Annotated in this window: 11 protein-coding genes; 10 read left to right on the top strand and 1 reads right to left on the bottom strand. The window is 67.7% G+C overall.

What is annotated here, in order from left to right; translation table 11 throughout:
• The first annotated feature begins 1 nt into the window (after window position 1).
• From JWS13_RS22745 to JWS13_RS22700, 10 genes are all read left to right on the top strand, one after another.
• Window positions 2–1,921 (top strand): arabinofuranosyltransferase AftB family protein, encoded by a 1,920-nt coding sequence (locus JWS13_RS22745; RefSeq protein ID WP_206011694.1) that lies wholly within the window; start codon window positions 2–4, stop codon window positions 1,919–1,921.
• A 337-nt stretch (window positions 1,922–2,258) separates the two neighbouring features.
• Window positions 2,259–3,269, top strand: coding sequence for an alpha/beta hydrolase (locus JWS13_RS22740; protein WP_124390700.1), 1,011 nt, complete (start codon window positions 2,259–2,261; stop codon window positions 3,267–3,269).
• 291 nt (window positions 3,270–3,560) lie between these two features.
• Entirely contained in the window at window positions 3,561–4,556 is a 996-nt protein-coding gene (locus JWS13_RS22735; protein WP_124390699.1) for an alpha/beta hydrolase, read from the top strand.
• 131 nt (window positions 4,557–4,687) lie between these two features.
• Complete coding sequence (locus tag JWS13_RS22730; RefSeq protein ID WP_206007569.1) at window positions 4,688–6,574, top strand: alpha/beta hydrolase-fold protein; 1,887 nt, start codon at window positions 4,688–4,690, stop codon at window positions 6,572–6,574.
• Between the two features lie 126 nt (window positions 6,575–6,700).
• Window positions 6,701–7,279 (top strand): DUF732 domain-containing protein, encoded by a 579-nt coding sequence (locus JWS13_RS22725; protein ID WP_124390697.1) that lies wholly within the window; start codon window positions 6,701–6,703, stop codon window positions 7,277–7,279.
• A gap of 6 nt (window positions 7,280–7,285) precedes the next feature.
• Complete coding sequence (locus JWS13_RS22720) at window positions 7,286–8,266, top strand: cutinase family protein (protein WP_206007568.1); 981 nt, start codon at window positions 7,286–7,288, stop codon at window positions 8,264–8,266.
• 192 nt (window positions 8,267–8,458) lie between these two features.
• Complete coding sequence (locus JWS13_RS22715) at window positions 8,459–9,448, top strand: LLM class F420-dependent oxidoreductase (RefSeq protein WP_087561213.1); 990 nt, start codon at window positions 8,459–8,461, stop codon at window positions 9,446–9,448.
• 187 nt (window positions 9,449–9,635) lie between these two features.
• Window positions 9,636–11,531, top strand: a complete 1,896-nt coding sequence (gene fadD32, locus JWS13_RS22710) for a long-chain-fatty-acid--AMP ligase FadD32 (RefSeq protein WP_206007567.1) — start codon at window positions 9,636–9,638, stop codon at window positions 11,529–11,531.
• A 70-nt stretch (window positions 11,532–11,601) separates the two neighbouring features.
• Window positions 11,602–16,593: a polyketide synthase Pks13 gene (gene pks13, locus JWS13_RS22705; protein ID WP_206011693.1), complete on the top strand. Its 4,992-nt coding sequence runs from the start codon at window positions 11,602–11,604 to the stop codon at window positions 16,591–16,593.
• Window positions 16,590–18,134, top strand: a complete 1,545-nt coding sequence (locus JWS13_RS22700) for an acyl-CoA carboxylase subunit beta (RefSeq protein ID WP_072938577.1) — start codon at window positions 16,590–16,592, stop codon at window positions 18,132–18,134. The genes pks13 and JWS13_RS22700 overlap by 4 nt, the downstream gene beginning before the upstream one ends.
• Window positions 18,135–18,176: 42 nt before the next feature.
• On the opposite strand, the gene JWS13_RS22695 is transcribed toward JWS13_RS22700, so the two are convergent.
• Window positions 18,177–19,151, bottom strand: a complete 975-nt coding sequence (locus JWS13_RS22695; RefSeq protein ID WP_206007566.1) for a hypothetical protein — start codon at window positions 19,149–19,151, stop codon at window positions 18,177–18,179.
• Between the last annotated feature and the right edge of the window lie 24 nt (window positions 19,152–19,175).

Genomic DNA, 19,175 nt, shown 5'->3' with positions numbered 1-19,175 from the left:
CTTGGTAGGCGACGCCGAGGAATCGGGCGCCGCCGCGGAGCGGACCACCGAACGCCACCGGAAGGCCATCCTCTCGAGGGTGGTCTTCCTCGGGGGTGTGGCCATCTCGGCTCTCCTGATGTTCTGGGGTGCCTGGGAACGGCGATGGATTGCCGACGACGGTCTGATCGTGCTGCGCACGGTCCGGAACCTGCTCGCGGGCAACGGTCCGGTCTTCAACTCGGGCGAGCGGGTCGAGGCCAACACCAGCACCGCGTGGACGTACATCGTCTACGCGTTCAGCTGGCTGTCCCAGGCCCGGCTCGAATACGTGGTTCTGACGATCGCGCTGATCCTGTCCACGGCGGCCATCGTGCTCGCCATGTTCGGCACCGCGCGGCTGTACCGCGGTGGATCCTTCGCCGGTGGCGGCACGCTGCTCCTGATGCCCGCCGGTGTGCTCGTCTACATCGCGGTGCCCCCGGCCCGCGACTTCGCGACGTCGGGCCTCGAAAGCTGTCTCGTCATCTTCTGGATCGCGCTGCTGTGGCTGCTGCTGGTCCGGTGGAGCCAGGCGGCCACCCCGTCCACCACCTCGGTGCTGACGCTCGCGTTCATCGCAGGCATGGGCCCGCTGGTGCGCCCCGAACTGGCGATCCTGGGTGTGCTGTCGCTGGCCATGATCTTCCTGGCGCCCGGTCTCACGTGGGTGGTGCGGGTCGCGATGGTGTTCGTCGCCGGCATCGTCCCGGTGGGCTACCAGATCTGGCGCATGGGCTACTACGCCCTCCCTTACCCCAACACCGCGGTGTCGAAGGACGCAGGCGGCGCGAAGTGGTCGCAGGGTTTCGCCTACCTGTGGAACCTGCTCGGCCCGTACCTGCTGTGGCTGCCGCTGGTCTTCCTGTTCGCCGGCGCCGTGATCGCCTGGCGCGGCCGGGACAAGGACATCGAGCATGGTGTTCGTCACACCGAGGGGAGTCGGCTGACGCGCCTGCGCGGATGGCTGCGCACGCAGAATGCCGTCGTCGTCTTCGTCCTCGCGAGCGGCCTGATCCTCGGTCTGTACTCGTTGCGCGTCGGTGGCGACTTCATGCACGGCCGAGTTCTTCTTCCCGTTCTGTTCTGTTTCATCGTCCCCGTCGCGGTAATTCCGGTACGAATTCCGGACCGCGCATCATGGGGCCGTAACAGGGAATCGTCGATTTTCCTGGCAATGGCTTTCCTGTGGGCCGGCACGGTCGTGTGGGCGTTTTTCGCCTCGAACACGACGGGAATGCCGGAAGGTGTCGTAATCGGACGTTCCGGAATTGTCGACGAACGCGCGTTCTACGTTCTCAACACCGGTCATGCGCACCCGATTCGCGCGGACGACTACCTGGACTACCCGCGGATGCGCGCCATGGTCCAGACCATCGCGGACACCCCCGACGGCGGCCTGCTGATCCCGTCCGCCGACTACACGTACTGGTTCGTCGTCCCACCGCCCCTTCCGATCCCGGAGGACGGCGCAGGCCATACCGTGTACTTCCTGAACCTCGGCATGACGAGCATGAACGTCGGTCTCGACGTGCGGGTGCTGGACCAGATGGGTCTGGCGTACCCGCTTGCGGCGCACACCGAGCGGCTGGACGACGGCCGTATCGGGCACGACAAAGCCCTCTACCCCGACTGGGTCGTGGTGGACACCGGAATGATCGACAAGCACCCCTGGATGCCCGGATTCCTCGACGAGGAATGGGTGACCGAGGCGCGGGTCGCGCTCACCTGTCCGGAGACGCAGGACCTGCTGACGTCGTACCGGTCCGAACTGACGTGGCCGCGTTTCAAACAGAATTTCAAGGATGCGCTGCATTTCGCGAGTTATCGATTCGAGCGCGTTCCCGCATATGAAATTCAGCGGTGCAATCTCGAGCCGCCATTCCCGGAACCGGCCAAATAGGGCGTACCGGGCGGAGCCTGTGTCACCGGGGCGTCCCGGGCAGATCTCGATGTCGGAACATCAGATCTCGTTTGTGTAACGCTGGAACTGTCGGCGACGATGTACGTCGATGATGAGTCATCGTGACGGTGGTCTGGAAGTTCCCCGAAAAGCGCTCCGCGAGCGTTTGTCAGGGAAGTTCGTGTGACATACAGTCCACCAAGCGCAGTGTGACTTGGAAGAGGTCCGCTGCCGACCCGGCCTCGTGCCGGGGCCGGCAGGTCGCCTGTTCCCCGACGGAATCCGCCGGAGCCGCCCAGTTGGCGGAGTCCGCAGACGAAGAGAGTGAGCAGTATTCATGCGTTTTGCCAGACCGAGGTTGTCTCAGCGCCTCAAGCAGCGTGCGATGGCCATCGGTGCCGTCGCACTGGTACTGCCTGTAGGCGCAGGAATCGCTGGTGGAGCCGTTGCTGCAGCAGCACCGACGCACGCGGGGCCCGCCAAGACCGCGCCGGCCGGTGGCTACGAGGAACTGTGGGTTCCCTCTTCCATGGGACCGATCAAGGTCCAGGTCCAGTGGGCGGCCCGCGGCGGTAGCTCCGCGCTGTACCTGCTCGACGGACTGCGCGCCCGCAACGACCGCAACGCATGGAGTTTCGAGACCAACGCGTTCGACCAGTACCGCAACGACAACGTGACGCTCGTCATGCCTGTCGGCGGCGAGTCCAGCTTCTACTCGGACTGGTACTCGGCGAGCAACTTCAACGGTCAGCCCGTCACCTACAAGTGGGAGACGTTCCTGACCCAGGAACTGCCCGACTTCCTCGCCAATTACGGTGTCTCGCGCACCAACAACGCCGTCCTCGGCCTGTCGATGGGTGGCAGCGCCGCTCTGACGCTCGCCGCGTACCACCGCGACCAGTTCAAGTTCGCCGGTTCGCTGTCCGGCTACCTGAACATCTCGGCTCCCGGCATGCGTGAGGCGATCCGCGTCGCGATGCTCGACGCCGGCCGCTTCAACGTCGACTCGATGTGGGGCCCGCCGTGGAACCCGGCGTGGCTGCGCAACGACCCGTTCGTGTTCGCCCCACGGCTGCAGGGCCTGTCGATGTTCATCTCGGCTGCCAGCGGTCTGCCCGGTGAATTCGACCACCCGCGTGCGCCGATCGACTACTACAACACCGCGAACGGCATGGGCCTCGAGGCCCTCGCCCTGGCCAACACCCGCGCCTTCCAGGTGCGCCTGGCCAGCCTCGGTGTGCCGGCCACGTTCGACTTCCCCGCCAACGGCACGCACTCGTGGCCGTACTGGGGTTCGGAGCTGTGGAAGGCTCGCGGCCAGATCCTGGACACGCTCGGCGCCTGGTGATCTAGACGCCACCACGTTCGTGGCGAATGCCGCCCCGCCTCACCGGCGGGGCGGCGCTCGTGCGTTCTGAAGTGCACGGTCCCGGATCGGGCGGTGAGAGGAAAACCTCGGAATCCGTTCCCCCCGGGAGTGCACAACGGGTCCTTTTGTCAGTAAGGTGATCCCGTCGAGACGCCACCCGCGCAGCGAGCGCTGCGCGGGTGGCGTCTGTACGTGAGATTTTCACGAGAGTTATCAAGAGGTTGCCGCGGCCGCGGCGCGAGACGCATCAAGCGGAGGGAAGACGAGTTCATGCGAGTTGGGGGTTCGACGAGAACAAGCGGATGGGCCAGGCGTACCGCCGCCGCAATTGCTCTGGCGGTCGCACTGCCACTGGGCGTGACCATGGTGGGCGGCGGCGCAACCGCATCCGCAGCCTTCGACCCCGCAGCGCAGGACTTCTGGGTCGACTCCTCCATGGGTCCGATCAAGAGCCGCATCTGGCGGGCCGCTGACGGCAACACCAACCGTGTCGTCTACCTGCTCGACGGTCTGCGCGCGCAGGACGACCTGAGCGGCTGGGAAGTCAACACCGACGCGGGCCCGTTCCTCGCCTCGCAGAACATCAACGTCGTCCAGCCGGTCGGCGGGCAGTCCAGCTTCTACTCCGACTGGTTGTCGAACTCGAACCTCAACGGGCAGAAGACCCCGTACAAGTGGGAGACGTTCCTCACCGAGGAACTGCGCGACGCACTGGCGAACCGCCTCGGCTTCCAGTCCACCCGCAACGGCGTCATCGGCCTGTCGATGGGTGGCAGCGCCGCCCTGACGCTCGCCGCATACCACCCGGAGCAGTTCAACTACGCGGGCTCGCTGTCCGGGTACCTGAACATCTCGGCTCCCGGCATGCGTGAGGCGATCCGTATCGCGATGCTCGACGCCGGCCGCTACAACGTCGACGCCATGTGGGGCCCGCCGTGGAACCCGGCGTGGCTGCGCAACGACCCGTTCGTCTTCGCGAACAAGCTTCGCGACAACAACACCCGCCTGTGGGTGTCGGCCGCCAACGGCATCCCCGCCCCCGGCGGAGCCGCACCGACCGGACCCATGGACGTGTTCAACGCGACCACCGGTGCGAGCCTCGAGGCGCTGTCGCTGGCGAACACCCGTGCCTTCCAGGTCAAGATGGCGACCCTCGGCGCGCAGAACGTCACCTACAGCTTCCCGCCGCGCGGCATCCACACGTGGCGCTACTGGCAGCAGCAGATCCACGATCTGGCAGGCGACCTCGGCAACACGATCGGGTAGCTCGCAAGTAACAATTGCACCAGCTGTAACAGCGCGGCACTCCCACTCGTCTGTTGTTTGCGTGTAGAAAGAACCGGAACGCGAGGCCGTGCTCCGTGTTGGCCTCGACGCGCAGAGAGAGAGTGAACGTCATGCGAGTAGGCCTGTTCAGGGCAGAACGTCAGCGTTCGTCGACCGGAAACGTTCGAAGGCGCGCGCTCGCCTCGCTTGCCGCTGTGCTCGTGGTGCCGGTGGCGGTCGGGTTCACCCAGACCGCCACCGTCTCGGCTGCGCCCGTCGCCGCGCAGGCTCCGGTGGCCACTCAGGCCCCGGGCGGCGCGACGATCCATCACGTCGACTGGCTCACCGACCGTCGCGTGGCGATCTGGATCAACTCTCCGTCGATGGGTGTGCCGATCCAGGTGCAGATGCTGCTGGCGCGGGACTGGAACTCGAAGCCGACGGAGAAGTTCCCGTCCGTCTACATGCTCGACGGCCTCCGCGCGCAGGACAACGAAAACGGCTGGACGCTCGAGACCGACGCCGAATCGTTCTTCGCGGACAAGAACATCAACGTCGTCCTCCCGGTCGGCGGCCAGTCCAGCTTCTACTCCGACTGGGTGGCCCAGGACAACGGCCAGAACTACCAGTGGGAGACGTTCCTCACGAAGGAACTGCCCCCGATCCTCGAAAGCGACTGGCGCACCACGCAGACACGCGGCGTCGTCGGACTGTCGATGGGCGGCACGTCCGCGATGTTCCTCGCGGCCCGCAACCAGGGATTCTTCAAGTTCGCCGCGTCGCTGTCGGGCATGCTCACCACCACGGCGCTCGGCATGCCGCAGGCCGTCGCATACGCGATGAGTGACGCCGGCGGTTTCGACGCGGACGCGATGTGGGGTCCGCCGACCAGTTCAGCGTGGGAGGAACACGACCCGTACCTGCTGGCCGACAAGCTCAAGGGCGTCAGCCTGTACATCTCCAGCGGCAGCGGCACCACGGGCCCATACGACCAGCCGTCCGGAATCCCCGGCGTCAGCACCAATTACGCGGGCATGGGGCTCGAGATCCTCTCGCGACTGACGTCCCAGACGTTCGCGACCAAACTCAACAAGCTGGGCATCCCCGCCCAGGTCAACTACCGGCCGTCCGGCACGCACTCGTGGCCGTACTGGCAGTTCGAACTGCACCAGCTGTGGCCGCAGCTCGCGAGCGCCGTCGATGTCGAACCCGAGAAGCCGGTGTGCACCACCGGTGGGTCCATCGCCGGTGTCGCAGGCGCGAACCCGTGGATCGGCGACTGCCTGACCCCCGAGTACAGCCTCGCGGGCGGAACGGTCCAGGACTTCCGCAACGGCCGGATCTTCGCCAAGTCCGACACCGGCGCACAACCGGTGGCCGGCGCAATCGGCGGTGTCTACCAGGCGACCGGTGGTCCCGGCGGGCCGCTCGGCTACCCGACGACGCCCGAACTGGCCACCCCCGACGGGCGCGGCCGCTTCAACCACTTCGAGCACGGGTCCGTCTACTGGTCGCCGCAGACCGGGGCGCATGCCGTCCGCGGCGCGATCCGTGACGAGTGGGCACGTCAGGGCTGGGAGAGCGGACCGCTCGGATACCCGGTGGCCGAGGAAGTTCCCACGCCAGGCAAGGACGGCGCGGTGCAGGGCTTCGAGATCGGCGCCATGTACTTCAGTCCCGCCAACGGAACCCACCGCGTGCAGGGAATGATCATGGGCAAGTACGCCGAACTCGGTTACGAGGGCGGCTGGCTCGGATTCCCGAAGACCAGCGAGATCCCCGTCAAGGACGGCGGCCGGTTCAACCAGTTCGAGGGCGGCAACATCTACTGGAGTCCGCTGTCGGGCGCCTGGGCCGTCGAGAACGGGCCGATCTTCGACGCCTGGAAGAGCGCAGGCTACGAGGGTGGCCGTCTCGGCTTCCCGATCAGCGACAAATTCGCCATTCCCGGTGGCGTCCAGCAGAACTTCCAGACCGGATTCGTCACAGTGATCGACAACAAGGCCGAGATTCACTGATGGCCGGACCGTACTAGAAATCTCACACGCAGCGGGCGGGGCCGGGTCCGGCGGACCAGGTTTCCGCCCGAACTGCGTCTGTACCCTGTCGAGAGACAACGACTTGGAAAGCAAGGACGGAAATAGATGCCGCAGCACTCACGTATCAGCACCACCTTCCGACGGTCGATCGCGGTAGGCGCGCTCGCCGTCGCAGCGAGCGGATTGTTGGTCGGGTGCGGTAGCGACGACTCCACGGCGACGTCCAACCCGTCCACCAGCGCGCCCACGACGTCCGCGGCCGCGTCCAGTTCCGCCGAGAGTTCGGCGTCCGCCGCGCCCAGCGCGAGCGCGTCCGCTTCGGCCTCCGCGCCGGTGACGAGCCCCGGCGAAGCGGCCACCGCACCGCCCGCGCAGCCCGAGGAAGTTCCGGGCGACTTCCCCGGCCCCAGCGAGGTCCCGGTCAGCGCCGACGGCCAGAAGTTCCTCGACGCGCTGAAGGCCAAGGGCATCGAGCCCGCCGCCGACGGCACCATGGCCGTGAGCACCGCCGACTTCATCTGCCAGGCCAAGGCCGAAGGCAAGAGCGACCCCGAGACGATGGTGTTCGTCACAGCGATGGTCGGCACCGAGGCGTCCGCTGCGGGGAAGGAACTGACCCAGGAGCAGGCGACGGCCAACGCCACGACCTACATGGACGTCGCCCACGCGACCTACTGCAAGTAGACGCCGATGTCGGTGACCGGGCGCGGAACGCGGAAGAAGAAGAGCAGCCTCCTGCGCAAACTGCTGGTGCTGATCGTGATCCTGCTGGTGATTCTCGTCGCAGTGATCGCGCTCTGGTATCTGCTCGCCGGGCGGCTGCCCAAACCGATCCCGACCCCGCCCGGTCCCGAGCGTCCCAATGCCCAGCCGGCGAGCTGCCCCGACGTCCAGGTGGTCGTCGTCCCGGGCACGTGGGAGTCCAGCGCCACCGACGACCCGTACAACCCGACGGCCAACCCGGCATCGCTGATGCTGAACGTGTCGCGGCCGCTGCAGCAGCAGTTCGAGTCCTCGCGCGCCGACGTGTACACGGTTCCGTACGTCGCGCAGTTCTCGAACCCGGTCGCCTTCCCGCCGGACGGGCAGCAGTCGTACAACAACAGCCGCGGCGCCGGCACCGCGGCCACCAACGACATCCTGATCCGCCGGCACGCCGAGTGCCCGCTGACCAGTTTCCTGCTCACCGGCTTCTCTCAGGGCGCCGTCATCGCCGGCGACGTCGCCTCGAGTATCGGTGCAGGTGACGGTCCTGTTCCGGCGGATCTGGTGCTGGGTGTCGGGCTCATCGCCGACGGTCGACGCGACCCTGCCGCCGCGACGAACGTCGGGCAGCCGGTCGCCGGTGTCGGAGCCGAACTGTCCCTGGCCGGTCTGCAGATCCCGGGAATCACGATGACCGGTCAGCGGCCCGGCGGATTCGGTGAACTCGCCGACCGAGCGGTCGAGATCTGCGCCCCCACGGACGGGATCTGCGACGCGCCGGCGCAGGCGCTGAAGCCGAGCAACTGGATCGGCAGCGGGTTGCGTCTTCTCGAGTACAACAACAACCCGGTCCACGCGATGTACAACTCGTACGTCGTCGACGACTCCGGCACGACGGCCACGCAGTGGATCGCCGGATGGGCAGCCGAGAAGATAGAGGCCGCCCCGACCCCGGCCCACAGTTGATTTTGTGGCGGGTGGGTTCACCGTGGTCGGTGAGCCGTGAATCGTCCCAAACAGATAGGCACGACGCGTACTCGCCGGTAGTGTGCGTTTCCCGGCACCGGTAGAGTGCTGCACTGTTGCTGCACCACCCGTGCCCGACCCACCGATGTTCACGTCCTGAACGGGGGCGTTTCACCACAGGAGAAGCTATTCATGAGTTCCGACGCCAGCTCGTTGCGTAAGTTCCGATTCGCCGCAGGCGGAGAGGGCAACGCGGACGAGGGCGGCGCGCGTCGGTTCGTCAAGCTTGCGCAGAAGGCCGAGGAACTCGGGTTCGACAGCTTCATGATCCCCGACCACCTGGGTAACCAGGTCGGACCGATCGCCGCGCTGGGCGCGCTCGCGATCGCGACGGACAAGATCCGCCTCGGCACCGCGGTCCTCGCCAACGGCTTCCGGCATCCGGCGATCCTCGCCAAGGACGCCGCCACCATCGACGTGCTGTCGGGTGGCCGCCTCGAACTCGGCATCGGCGCGGGCTGGATGAAGGAAGAGTTCGACAAGGGCGGCATCGACTACGAGCGCCCGGGCGTCCGGATCGCCAAGCTCGAGGAGACCCTGCAGATTCTCGACGTGCTGCTGCGCGGTCAGGAGTGCAACTTCGACGGCAAGTACTACCAGATCAAGGGTCTGACGGGCAGCCCGCGACCGCGGCAGGGGCCGCGTCCCCCGATCGCGGTCGGCGGCGGCGGACCCAAGATGCTGGCGCTCGCCGCCAAGTACGCCGACATCATCTCCGTGGCGACGCCGACCAGCAAGGAAGGCAAGCTCCTCCTGTCGGGTGTCACGCTCGAGAAGACGATGGAGCGCGTCGACCGGATCCGGGAAGCTGCCGGGGACCGGTTCGACGACATCGAACTGAACTGGACGATCACCACCATCGTCATCACCGACGACCGTGAGCAGACCGCCGAGATGGCGCTCGCCGCCATCGACCAGGGCTTTCCGCCCAACATCGAGGCCGACGTGAAGCTGTCCGTCGAAGACATCCTGAGCTCGCCGTATCTGGCGATCGGCAGCTTCGAGGAGATCGCCGATCAGATCCGTATGGTGCGAGAAAAGACGACAATGTCCTACGTCGGTGTGTTCCCCACACAGATGGATGCGTTCGCGCCGATCATCTCGCAACTGAAGGGCGAGTAGACGCAGCGGACCGAGGGCGGCGATGCCAATCTGTAACATATCGATGGTTTGGAATCGATGAACTTATTCGGGTGAGTGGCGTGTTACGTCGTTTCCCACGAGTTTTACAAGATCCGATTCGGCGAAGGAAGTCTGGGGCGCAGTCATGCCGGTGGCATGCCTGTGTGATCGCTTCGGAGGAGATGGAATGAACGCGAAGTTCGATGATTTTATCGACGAGAAGGGCCACATCAGGCTCGACTCGGGAAGCACGCTGGTCGACTACGTCCAGCGGCACACCCGGGAGAACTCGGACGAGCTGGCATACCGCTACATCGACTATTCGCGGGACAGAGACGGCGAAGCGCAGGAGCTGACCTGGGAACAGTTCGGCCACCGGCTGCGCGCCGTCGCGGCTCGCCTCCAGCAGGTCACCAAACCCGGCGACCGTGTCGCGGTCCTGGCGCCGCAGGGTCTCGACTACGTCATCTCCTTCTTCGCCGCCATCCACGCCGGAGCGATTTCGGTACCGCTGTTCGACCCCGACGAACCCGGCCACACCGACCGTCTGCACGCCGTCCTCGGCGACTGCAAGCCTGCCGCCATCCTCACGGCCACCTCCTCCGCCGCGGGTGTTCGACAGTTCTTCCGGTCTCTCCCCGCCGCCGAGCGCCCCCGGATCATCGCCGTCGACGCCATCCCCGACAGCGTCGGCGAGTCCTGGGTGCGCCCCGAGATCGATCTCGACGACATCGCGTACCTGCAGTACACGTCCGGCTCGACCCGGGTGCCCGCCGGTGTGGAGATCACGCACCGCGCCGTCGGCACCAATGCGCTGCAGATGGTCGACTCCATCGAACTCAACGAGAACTCGCGCGGCGTCACCTGGCTGCCGCTGTTCCACGACATGGGGCTGCTGACCGTCATCCTGCCCGCCCTCGGCGGCAAGTACATCACCATCATGAGTCCGCGCGCGTTCGTGCAGCGGCCGTACCGGTGGATCAAGGAACTGGCCGCGGTGTCGGACGGTGCGGGCACGTTCGCGGCCGCACCCAACTTCGCGTTCGAGCACGCGGCCGCCCGCGGCCTGCCGAAGAGCGGCGAGAGCCTCGACCTGAGCAACGTGATCGGCCTCATCAACGGCAGCGAGCCGGTCACCACGTCGTCGATGCGCAAGTTCAACGAGGCGTTCGCGCCGTACGGCCTGCCGAAGACGGCGATCAAGCCCTCGTACGGCATGGCCGAGGCCACGCTGTTCGTGTCCTCCACCCGGCACTCGGACGAGGCCCGCGTCATCTACGTCGATCGCGACGAGCTCAACGCCGGTCGCGTCGTGAAGGTGGACCAGGACGCCGAGAACGCCATCCCGCAGGTGTCCTGCGGTTACGTCGCGCGCAGCCAGTGGGCGGCCATCGTCGACCCCGAGTCGCGCATCGAGCAGCCCGACGACCGCGTCGGTGAGATCTGGCTGCACGGCGAGAACATCGGCATCGGCTACTGGGGACGCACCGACGAGACCGCAGAGACGTTCCACAACAAGCTCACCAACCGGCTCGCCGAGGGCAGCCACGCGGAGGGTACGTCCGAGGACGCCAACTGGATGCGCACCGGCGACTACGGCGTCTACATCGACGGCGAGCTGTTCATCACGGGCCGCGTCAAGGACCTCGTGATCGTCGACGGCCGCAACCACTACCCGCAGGACCTGGAGTTCTCGGCGCAGGAGGCCAGCACCGCGCTGCGCCCCGGCTTCGTGGCCGCGTTCGCCGTCCCGGCCAACCAGCTGCCCGCCGTCGTGTTCGAGAACTCGCACTCGGGTCTGAACTACGACGCGGACGACTCCTCGGAGCAGCTGGTGATCGTCGCCGAGCGCGCACCGGGTGCCGGCAAGGCCGACCCGCAGCCCGTCGCCGACACGGTGCGGGCCGCGTTGTCGACCAGGCACGGGGTCACGGCGCGTGACATCCTGCTGGTGCCCGCGGGCTCGATTCCTCGCACGTCGAGCGGCAAGATCGCCCGCCGCGCGTGCAAGGCGAGCTACATCGAGGGGACCCTGCGCGGCGGATACACGCAGACGGCGTTCCCCGACAGCGTTTCCGAATAGTCCACTTCCTGACGGGTAGCTTGGTGAGTTGATGGCTGAAAAAGATGATGACCGGACCAGCACGGGTGACATGACGGTCGCGCAGCTGCGTGACTGGCTGCGCAACTGGATTGCCGACGCAACCGGGCAACCGGTCGGTCAGATCACCGACGACCGCCCGATGGAGGAGTTCGGTCTGTCGTCCCGCGACGCCGTCGCACTCAGCGGCGAGATCGAGGAACTGGTCGGAGTCACGCTCACCGCGACGGTCGCCTACCAGCACCCCACCATCGCGTCGCTGGCCACCCGCATCATCGAGGGCGAACCCGAGCAGCCCGACGACTCGGCCGACGCCGCGTACTACGCGTCGGCGCCGACGTCGGACGCGCACGACATCGCGATCGTGGGCCTGGCCTCACGCTTCCCCGGCGCGGGCAAGACTCCCGCCGAGATGTGGCAGATGCTCGCGGAGGGCCGCGACGGCGTCTCCGACCTGCCCGCGGGCCGCTGGGAGGAGTTCACCTCCGACCCGCAGATCAAGGCCGCCGTCGAGAAGGCCAACACGCAGGGCGGTTACCTGGACGACGTGAAGACGTTCGACGCGGAGTTCTTCGCGATGTCCCCGCTGGAGGTCGCGAACGTCGACCCGCAGCAGCGTCTCGCGATGGAACTGACGTGGGAGGCCCTCGAGCACGCCCGCATCCCGGCCAGCGACCTCAAGGGTGAGCAGGTCGGTGTGTTCATCGGCAGCTCGGCCAACGACTACCAGTTGCTCGCCGTCAGCGACCCCGTCCACGCGCACCCGTACGCGCTGACCGGCACGTCGACGTCCATCGTCGCCAACCGGGTCTCGTACTTCTACGACTTCCGCGGACCGTCCATCGCCCTCGACACGGCCTGCTCGTCCTCGCTCGTCGCGGTGCACCAGGCGGTGCGCTCGCTGCGGTCCGGTGAGTCGGATCTCGCGCTCGCCGGCGGCGTCAACATGCTCGTGGCGCCGCCCGCCACGCTGGGCTTCGACCAGCTGGGTGTGATGGCCCCCAACGGCCGCATCAAGGCGTTCTCCGCCGACGCCGACGGCATGATTCGCGCGGAGGGCGGCGGTCTCGTCGTCCTCAAGCGTCTCGAGGACGCCGAGCGCGACGGCGACGAGATCTTCGCCGTCATCGCGGGTAGCGCCGTCAACCAGGACGGCCGGTCCAACGGTCTCGCCGCCCCGAACCCGGACGCGCAGGCCGACGTCCTGCGGCACGCCTACCGGGACGCGGGCATCAACCCGGCCGGCGTCGACTACATCGAGGCGCACGGCACCGGCACCATCCTCGGCGATCCCATCGAGGCGGACGCGCTCGGACGCGTCGTCGGTCGTGGACGCGCCGACGACAAGCCCGCGCTGCTCGGCTCGGCCAAGACCAACTTCGGTCACCTCGAGGCCGCCGCGGGCGCCGCGGGTCTGATCAAGGTCGTGCTGTCGATGCGGGAAGACACGCTTCCCCCGACGCTGAACTTCGCCGGACCCAACCCGTACATCGCGTTCGACAAGGCGCACCTGCAGGTCATTCCCGAGGGTGCGGCGTGGCCGCGCTACACGGGTACGGCCGTCGCCGGTGTGTCCGGATTCGGGTTCGGTGGCACCAACGCCCACGTCGTGGTGCGCGAATACACCGGGCCTGCCGTCGACGACACCGCCGAGCCCGCCGACACGGTCGCCCCCGCCGAGGTGACGGTGGCCGAGACCGAGCCGACGGTCGTCCTCGCGGTGTCCGGTGCGCTGCCGTCGCGTCGCCGCCGGGCCGCCGCGGATCTGGCCGACTGGCTGGAAACGGAAGAGGGCAGCACCACCCCGCTCGCCGACGTCGCCCGCGCTCTCGCGCGCCGCAACCACGGTCGCTCGCGTGCCGTCGTCCTGGCGAAGACCACGTCCGAGGCCGTCACCGGTCTGCGCGCCGTCGCCGCAGGCAAGCCCGGGCAGGGTGTGTTCACCGCGGATTCGCCGTCGTCGAAGGGCGCCGTCTGGGTTCTGTCGGGCTTCGGTTCGCAGCACCGCAAGATGGCCAAGCAGCTGTACCTGGAGAACCCGGTGTTCGCCGCGGCCATCGACGAGGTCGACGCGCTGATCGAGGACGAGGCCGGCTACTCCATGAAGGAGAAGTTCCTCGACGACGCGATCGACTACGACGTCGAGACCTCGCAGGTCGGCATCTTCACCATCCAGATCGGTCTGGCGGCGCTGCTGCGTCACCACGGCGCCGAGCCCGAGGCCGTCGTCGGCCACTCCATGGGCGAGGCTGCCGCCGCGTACATCTCGGGTGGCCTGCCGCTCGAGGACGCGGTCCGGGTGATCTGCGCCCGGTCCCGCCTCATGGGTGAGGCCGAGGCCACGCTCGAGGGCGACGACATCCGCCTGATGGCGCTCGTCGAGTACAGCGCCTCCGAGATCGAGACCGTGCTCACCGATTTCCCGCACCTCGAGGTCTGCGTGTACGCGGCCCCGACGCACACCGTCATCGGCGGCCCCGAGCCCGAGGTCAACGCCATCGTCGCGCGGGCCGAGGGCGAGGAGAAGATGGCCCGCGTTCTCAAGACGAAGGGCGCCAGCCACACCTCGCAGGTCGACCCGCTACTGGGCGAACTGGCCGCGGAACTGGCGGGCATCGAGCCGACCAAGCTGAAGCTGGGCGTGTACTCGTCCGTCGACCAGGACACCTACTACCGCGCAGGCCACGAGCCGATCCACCGCGAGGAGTACTGGACCAAGGGTTTGCGCCACAGCGTGTACTTCACCAACGCCGTCCGCCTCGCCGTCGGCAGCGGGCACACGACGTTCGTGGAGCTGGCACCCAACCCGGTGGCCCTGATGTCCGTGGCCGCCACCGCGTTCGACGCCGGCCTGCACGACATGCAGCTCATCCAGACGCTCAAGCGCAAGGAGGACGAGCCGCTCGGTGTCCTCGCCGCGCTCGCCCAGCTGTACGTCCACGGGCACGCCGTCGACCTGTCCTCGCTGCTCCCCGAGGGCGATTTCGCGGCCGTTCCGCGCACCGCGTGGATCCGCAAGCCGTACTGGGTGGAGACCCGGATCGACTCGAGTGGCAACACCCGGGTCCCGGGTGCGCACGTGTCGCTGCCCGACGGCCGCCACGTGTGGGAGGTCCAGGCCGGCGCGGTCACCGACCTGCCCACACTGGTCACCGCCGCCGCGTCGCAGGTGCTGTCGGACGTGACGCTCGCCGCGTCCGTCCTGCACGCGCACGCGCCCGCCGAGGGAACGCTCACCACCACGCTCAACCCGCATCCGGGTGGCGCGTCGCTGCAGGTGCACGCGAAGAGCGGTGCGAGTTTTACGCTGCTGTTCGACGCCGCCGTCACGTCCGGGGACGCACTTCCCGAGCCCGTAGTCGCGGCGCCGGTGCAGGCGGCGTCGCCGGTGGAGGAGCTGCCCGAGGTCGTCGAGGACATCGGCGAGAAGTGGGACCCGAACGGATCGCAGACGCTCGAAGACCGTCTCGCGCTGATCGTCGCCGAGTCCATGGGTTACGCCCCCGAGGACCTGCCCGCCGAGATCCCGCTGATCGAGCTGGGCCTCGATTCGCTGATGGCCGTCCGCATCAAGAACCGCGTCGAGTACGAGTTCGACATCCCGCAGCTGCAGCTGCAGGCGGTCCGCGACGCGAACCTGATGGAGGTCGGCAAGTACCTGCGCTACGCGGTCGAGAACCGCGAAGAGGTGCAGGCGCTCGCGGACAAGCAGAAGGCCGAGAAGGAAGCGGAGGAGGCCGCGGAGGCCGACCGTGAGGCGGAGGCCGCGGAGGCTGCAGAAGCTTCGGAGGCCGCGGCTCCGCTCGACGCCGAGGACACGTCCGTGGAGGCGGAGGCCGAGGCGATCATCGCGGCCACCCCGGTGCCGCAGCCGGAGGCTGCTCCCGATGTCCCGCAGGCTGCGCCCGAGGAAGCCGCCGTGGAAAGCAAGGAAGCGTTCGCCGAGGCGACCGGCACCGACGTGCCGCCGCGTGACGCCGCCGAGCGTCTGACGTTCGCCACGTGGGCCGTCGTCACCGGCGAGTCCGCCAAGGGCATCTTCAACACGCTGCCGATCCTGAACGACGACACGGCGGAGAAGCTGGCGGCCCGGTTGTCGGAGCGCGCGAACGGTGAGATCACGTTCGACGACGTCCTCGATTCCACCACCATCGAGGAACTGGCCAATGTGGTGCGCGGCTTCCTCGAGGATTCCGGCAAGATCGACGGGCTCGTCCGCGCGCTGCGGGCTCGCCCGGAGGGATCCGACGCCGTCCCCGTGTTCGTGTTCCACCCGGCCGGTGGGTCGACGGTCGCGTACGAGCCGCTGCTGAAGCGTCTGCCCGAGGGCACGCCGATGTACGGGTTCGAGCGCACCGAGGGTCCGATCGACGTGCGGGCGGCGGAGTACCTGCCGCTCATCCGCGAGATCCAGGGCGACGGACCGTACGTGCTGTACGGCTGGTCGCTGGGCGGTGTGCTGGCGTACGCGGTGGCGAAGCTGCTGCGCGAGTCGGGCGCGGACGTCCGGATCGTCGGCCTGATCGACACGGTCATGGCCGGGGAGAAGGTCGAGGACACTCCCGACGAGATCCGTAAGCGCTGGCAGCGGTACGCGGCGTTCGCGAAGAAGACGTACAACGTGGACTACCCGCTGCCGTACGACAAGCTCGCGGCGGCGGAGAGCGACGAAGAGCAGATCAAGATCCTGACGGAACTGCTCAAGCTGAGTGGCACCAAGATTCCGGGCGGAATCATCGAGCACCAGCGCACGTCGTGGCTCGACAACCGGGCCATCCAGACCGCCGAACTCGAGCAGTACGACGGCGACGTCGTCCTGTACATGGCCGACCGCTACCACGACGACGTGATGAACCTGGAGCCCGCGTTCAAGACCCGGAAGCCGGACGGCGGCTGGGGCGACGCGGTGAAGAACCTGGAGATCATTCACGTGGGCGGCGATCACATCCAGATCGTCGACGAGCCGTACATCGCGAAGGTCGGTGCCGACCTCACCAAGAAGCTGGCGGCGATCCAGGCCGCCGGAACCGGAGCGCATCAGTGACCACCACGACCGCAGAAAAGCTTGCCGAACTGCGCGAAAAGCTGGAAACGGCGAAGGAACCCGCGGGCGAGCAGGCTATTGCCAAACGCGCGAAGAAGGGCATTCCGAGCGCGCGCGAACGCATCGACATGCTGCTCGACCCGGGAAGTTTCATCGAGGTCGGCGGTCTGATGCGCCAGCCCGGTGACCCGAACGCGCTGTACAGCGACGGCGTCGTCACCGGCCACGGGACCGTCGAGGGACGTCCGGTTGCGGTGTTCTCGCACGATCAGACCGTGTTCGGTGGTTCGGTCGGCGAGATGTTCGGCCGCAAGGTCGCCGCGATCATGGAGTTCGCCGCGAAGATCGGCTGCCCGTGTGTCGGCATCAACGACTCCGGTGGAGCCCGCGTGCAGGACGCGGTGACGTCGCTCGCCTGGTACGCGGAGCTGGGCCGTCGGCAGGAACCGCTGTCGGGCATGTGCCCGCAGATCTCGATGATTCTCGGCAAGTGCGCGGGCGGTGCGGTGTACGCGCCGATCAACACCGACGTGCTGGTGGCCACCGAGGAGTCGTACATGTTCGTCACCGGGCCCGAGGTGGTTCGGAAGATCACCGGCGAGGACGTCAGCCTCGACGAACTCGGTGGTGCCCGGAACCAGGCCCAGTACGGCAACCTGCATCACGTGGCGCCCGACGAGAAGGCCGCGTTCGAGTGGGTGCGCAAGTACCTCAGCTTCCTGCCGTCGAGTTGCATGGAGAAGCCGCCGGTCGTCAATCCGGGTCTCGAGCCGGAGATCACGGACTCCGACCGCGACTTGGACACGTTCATCCCGGACGCCGACAACGCCGGCTACGACATGCACGACATCCTGTTGCGGATCTTCGACGACGGCGAGTTCCACGAGATCGGCGGGCAGGTGGCGCTGAACATCATCACCGGCTTCGCCCGCGTCGACGGCCGTACGGTCGGCGTGATCGCGAACCAGCCGCTGGTGGCGGCGGGTGCGCTGGACGCGCAGGCATCGGACAAGGCCGCGCATTTCATCCGCATCTGTGATGCCTTCGACATCCCGCTGGTGTTCGCGGTCGACACTCCGGGATTCCTTCCGGGGCTCGAGCAGGAGCGGATCGGTGTCATCAAGCGCGGTGGCCGGTTCATCTTCGCGTTCGTGACGGCGACGGTGCCGAAGGTGACTGTCGTGATCCGCAAGGCCTACGGCGGCGCCTACGCCGTCATGGGCTCGAAGCAGTTGGGCGCCGACATCAACTTCGCGTGGCCGACCGCCCGCATCGCGGTGATGGGCGCCGAGGGCGCTGTCGACCTCATCGGTCGCAGGCAGATCGAGGCCGCGGGCGAGAACGCGCCCGCCGTCCGCCGGCAGTTGATCAACTTCTACAACGAGAACATTGCGACGCCGTACATCGCTGCGGAGCGCGGATACATCGACGCCGTCATCGAGCCCGCCACCACCCGGCTCGAGATCCGCAAGGCGCTGACGATGCTGCGCGACAAGACGGTGCAGCGCAATCCGCGCAAGCACGACCTGATGCCGCTGTAGTTCGATGCCGCTGTAGTTCGTGTCCGCACCTGCAGTCGGCGGTCAGGCCGACCGCAGGTGCGTGTCGGTGTGCCCGGACACCGGCGGCCGGGGACGCGACGCGGCCAGCGTGTACGCGGTGCGCAGATCGGCGAGAACGGTCGACGGGTCGGTCCGGATCTGCTCCGGCGGGTGCGTCACGACGACGATTCCCTCACGCTGCATCCGGGCCCGCCGCGTCCGCGTCGCCTCGTGCAGTTCGGGCGAGAAGTGGTACTTCGGCGAGTCGATCTCCCAGGCGACGGCGACGTCGTCCAGCCAGCCGTCGGGTCGGGCGACCCACAGCCCGGCCGCGGACAGCACGTCGACGTCGTGCCGCATCGGCGGAAGCCCGCTCGTCGCATACAGATTCTGCGCGTGGACCCGGGCGACGGAATGCGCGTCTTCGGTCAGTTCACGCAGGACAGCCCGGGGCAGGTGGTTTCCGCGGTCGCTGCCGTGTGCGAGTTCGCGGACCAGTTCGTCTACCGTCACGTCGCCGCGCCGGATTCCCTCCGCCAGGAGCGCGTGACAGGCCTCGGCCGTGAGCGTGCGACGTCCGGCGTCCATGAGTGAGCGCGGCGGCGGAGCGAGGCGCAGAAGCCCGCGGTGGACGGGTGCGGGCAGGTGCCGCGTCCGCTCGACCTTCACGTACGACCAGTCCCGGCGATGCCGGGTGGACGGGATGAGCAGCAGCACGTCGTTCCGCGGCGACGACGCCGGGTAGCCGAACGCGGCCAGCGCGGCGTGCCCCGACAGGAGCGCGTCCGGGCCGCCGTATTCGAGCGCCGCCAGGTTGCGCTGCAGCGTCGTCGGTGGCCCGTCGTGCAGGAGGACGACGCCGGGGAGGATCCGCTGCCAGGGACCACCGTCGCGGCAGCGTGCGGCGATGGTGCCCCTCGCGACGCCCAGCCGCTCCAGGGCAGCAACGCGGACCACTCCGTCGCGACCGGCAGCGGCTGTCCCGGGGAGGTCGTCGGCCCAGTTTTCACTTCGCATGGGTCCGAGCCTGCCCCGGGCGCA

The organism is Rhodococcus pseudokoreensis, from assembly GCF_017068395.1.
Taxonomy (GTDB): domain Bacteria; phylum Actinomycetota; class Actinomycetes; order Mycobacteriales; family Mycobacteriaceae; genus Rhodococcus_F; species Rhodococcus_F pseudokoreensis.
This window is presented reverse-complemented; position numbering and strand designations above follow the sequence as displayed.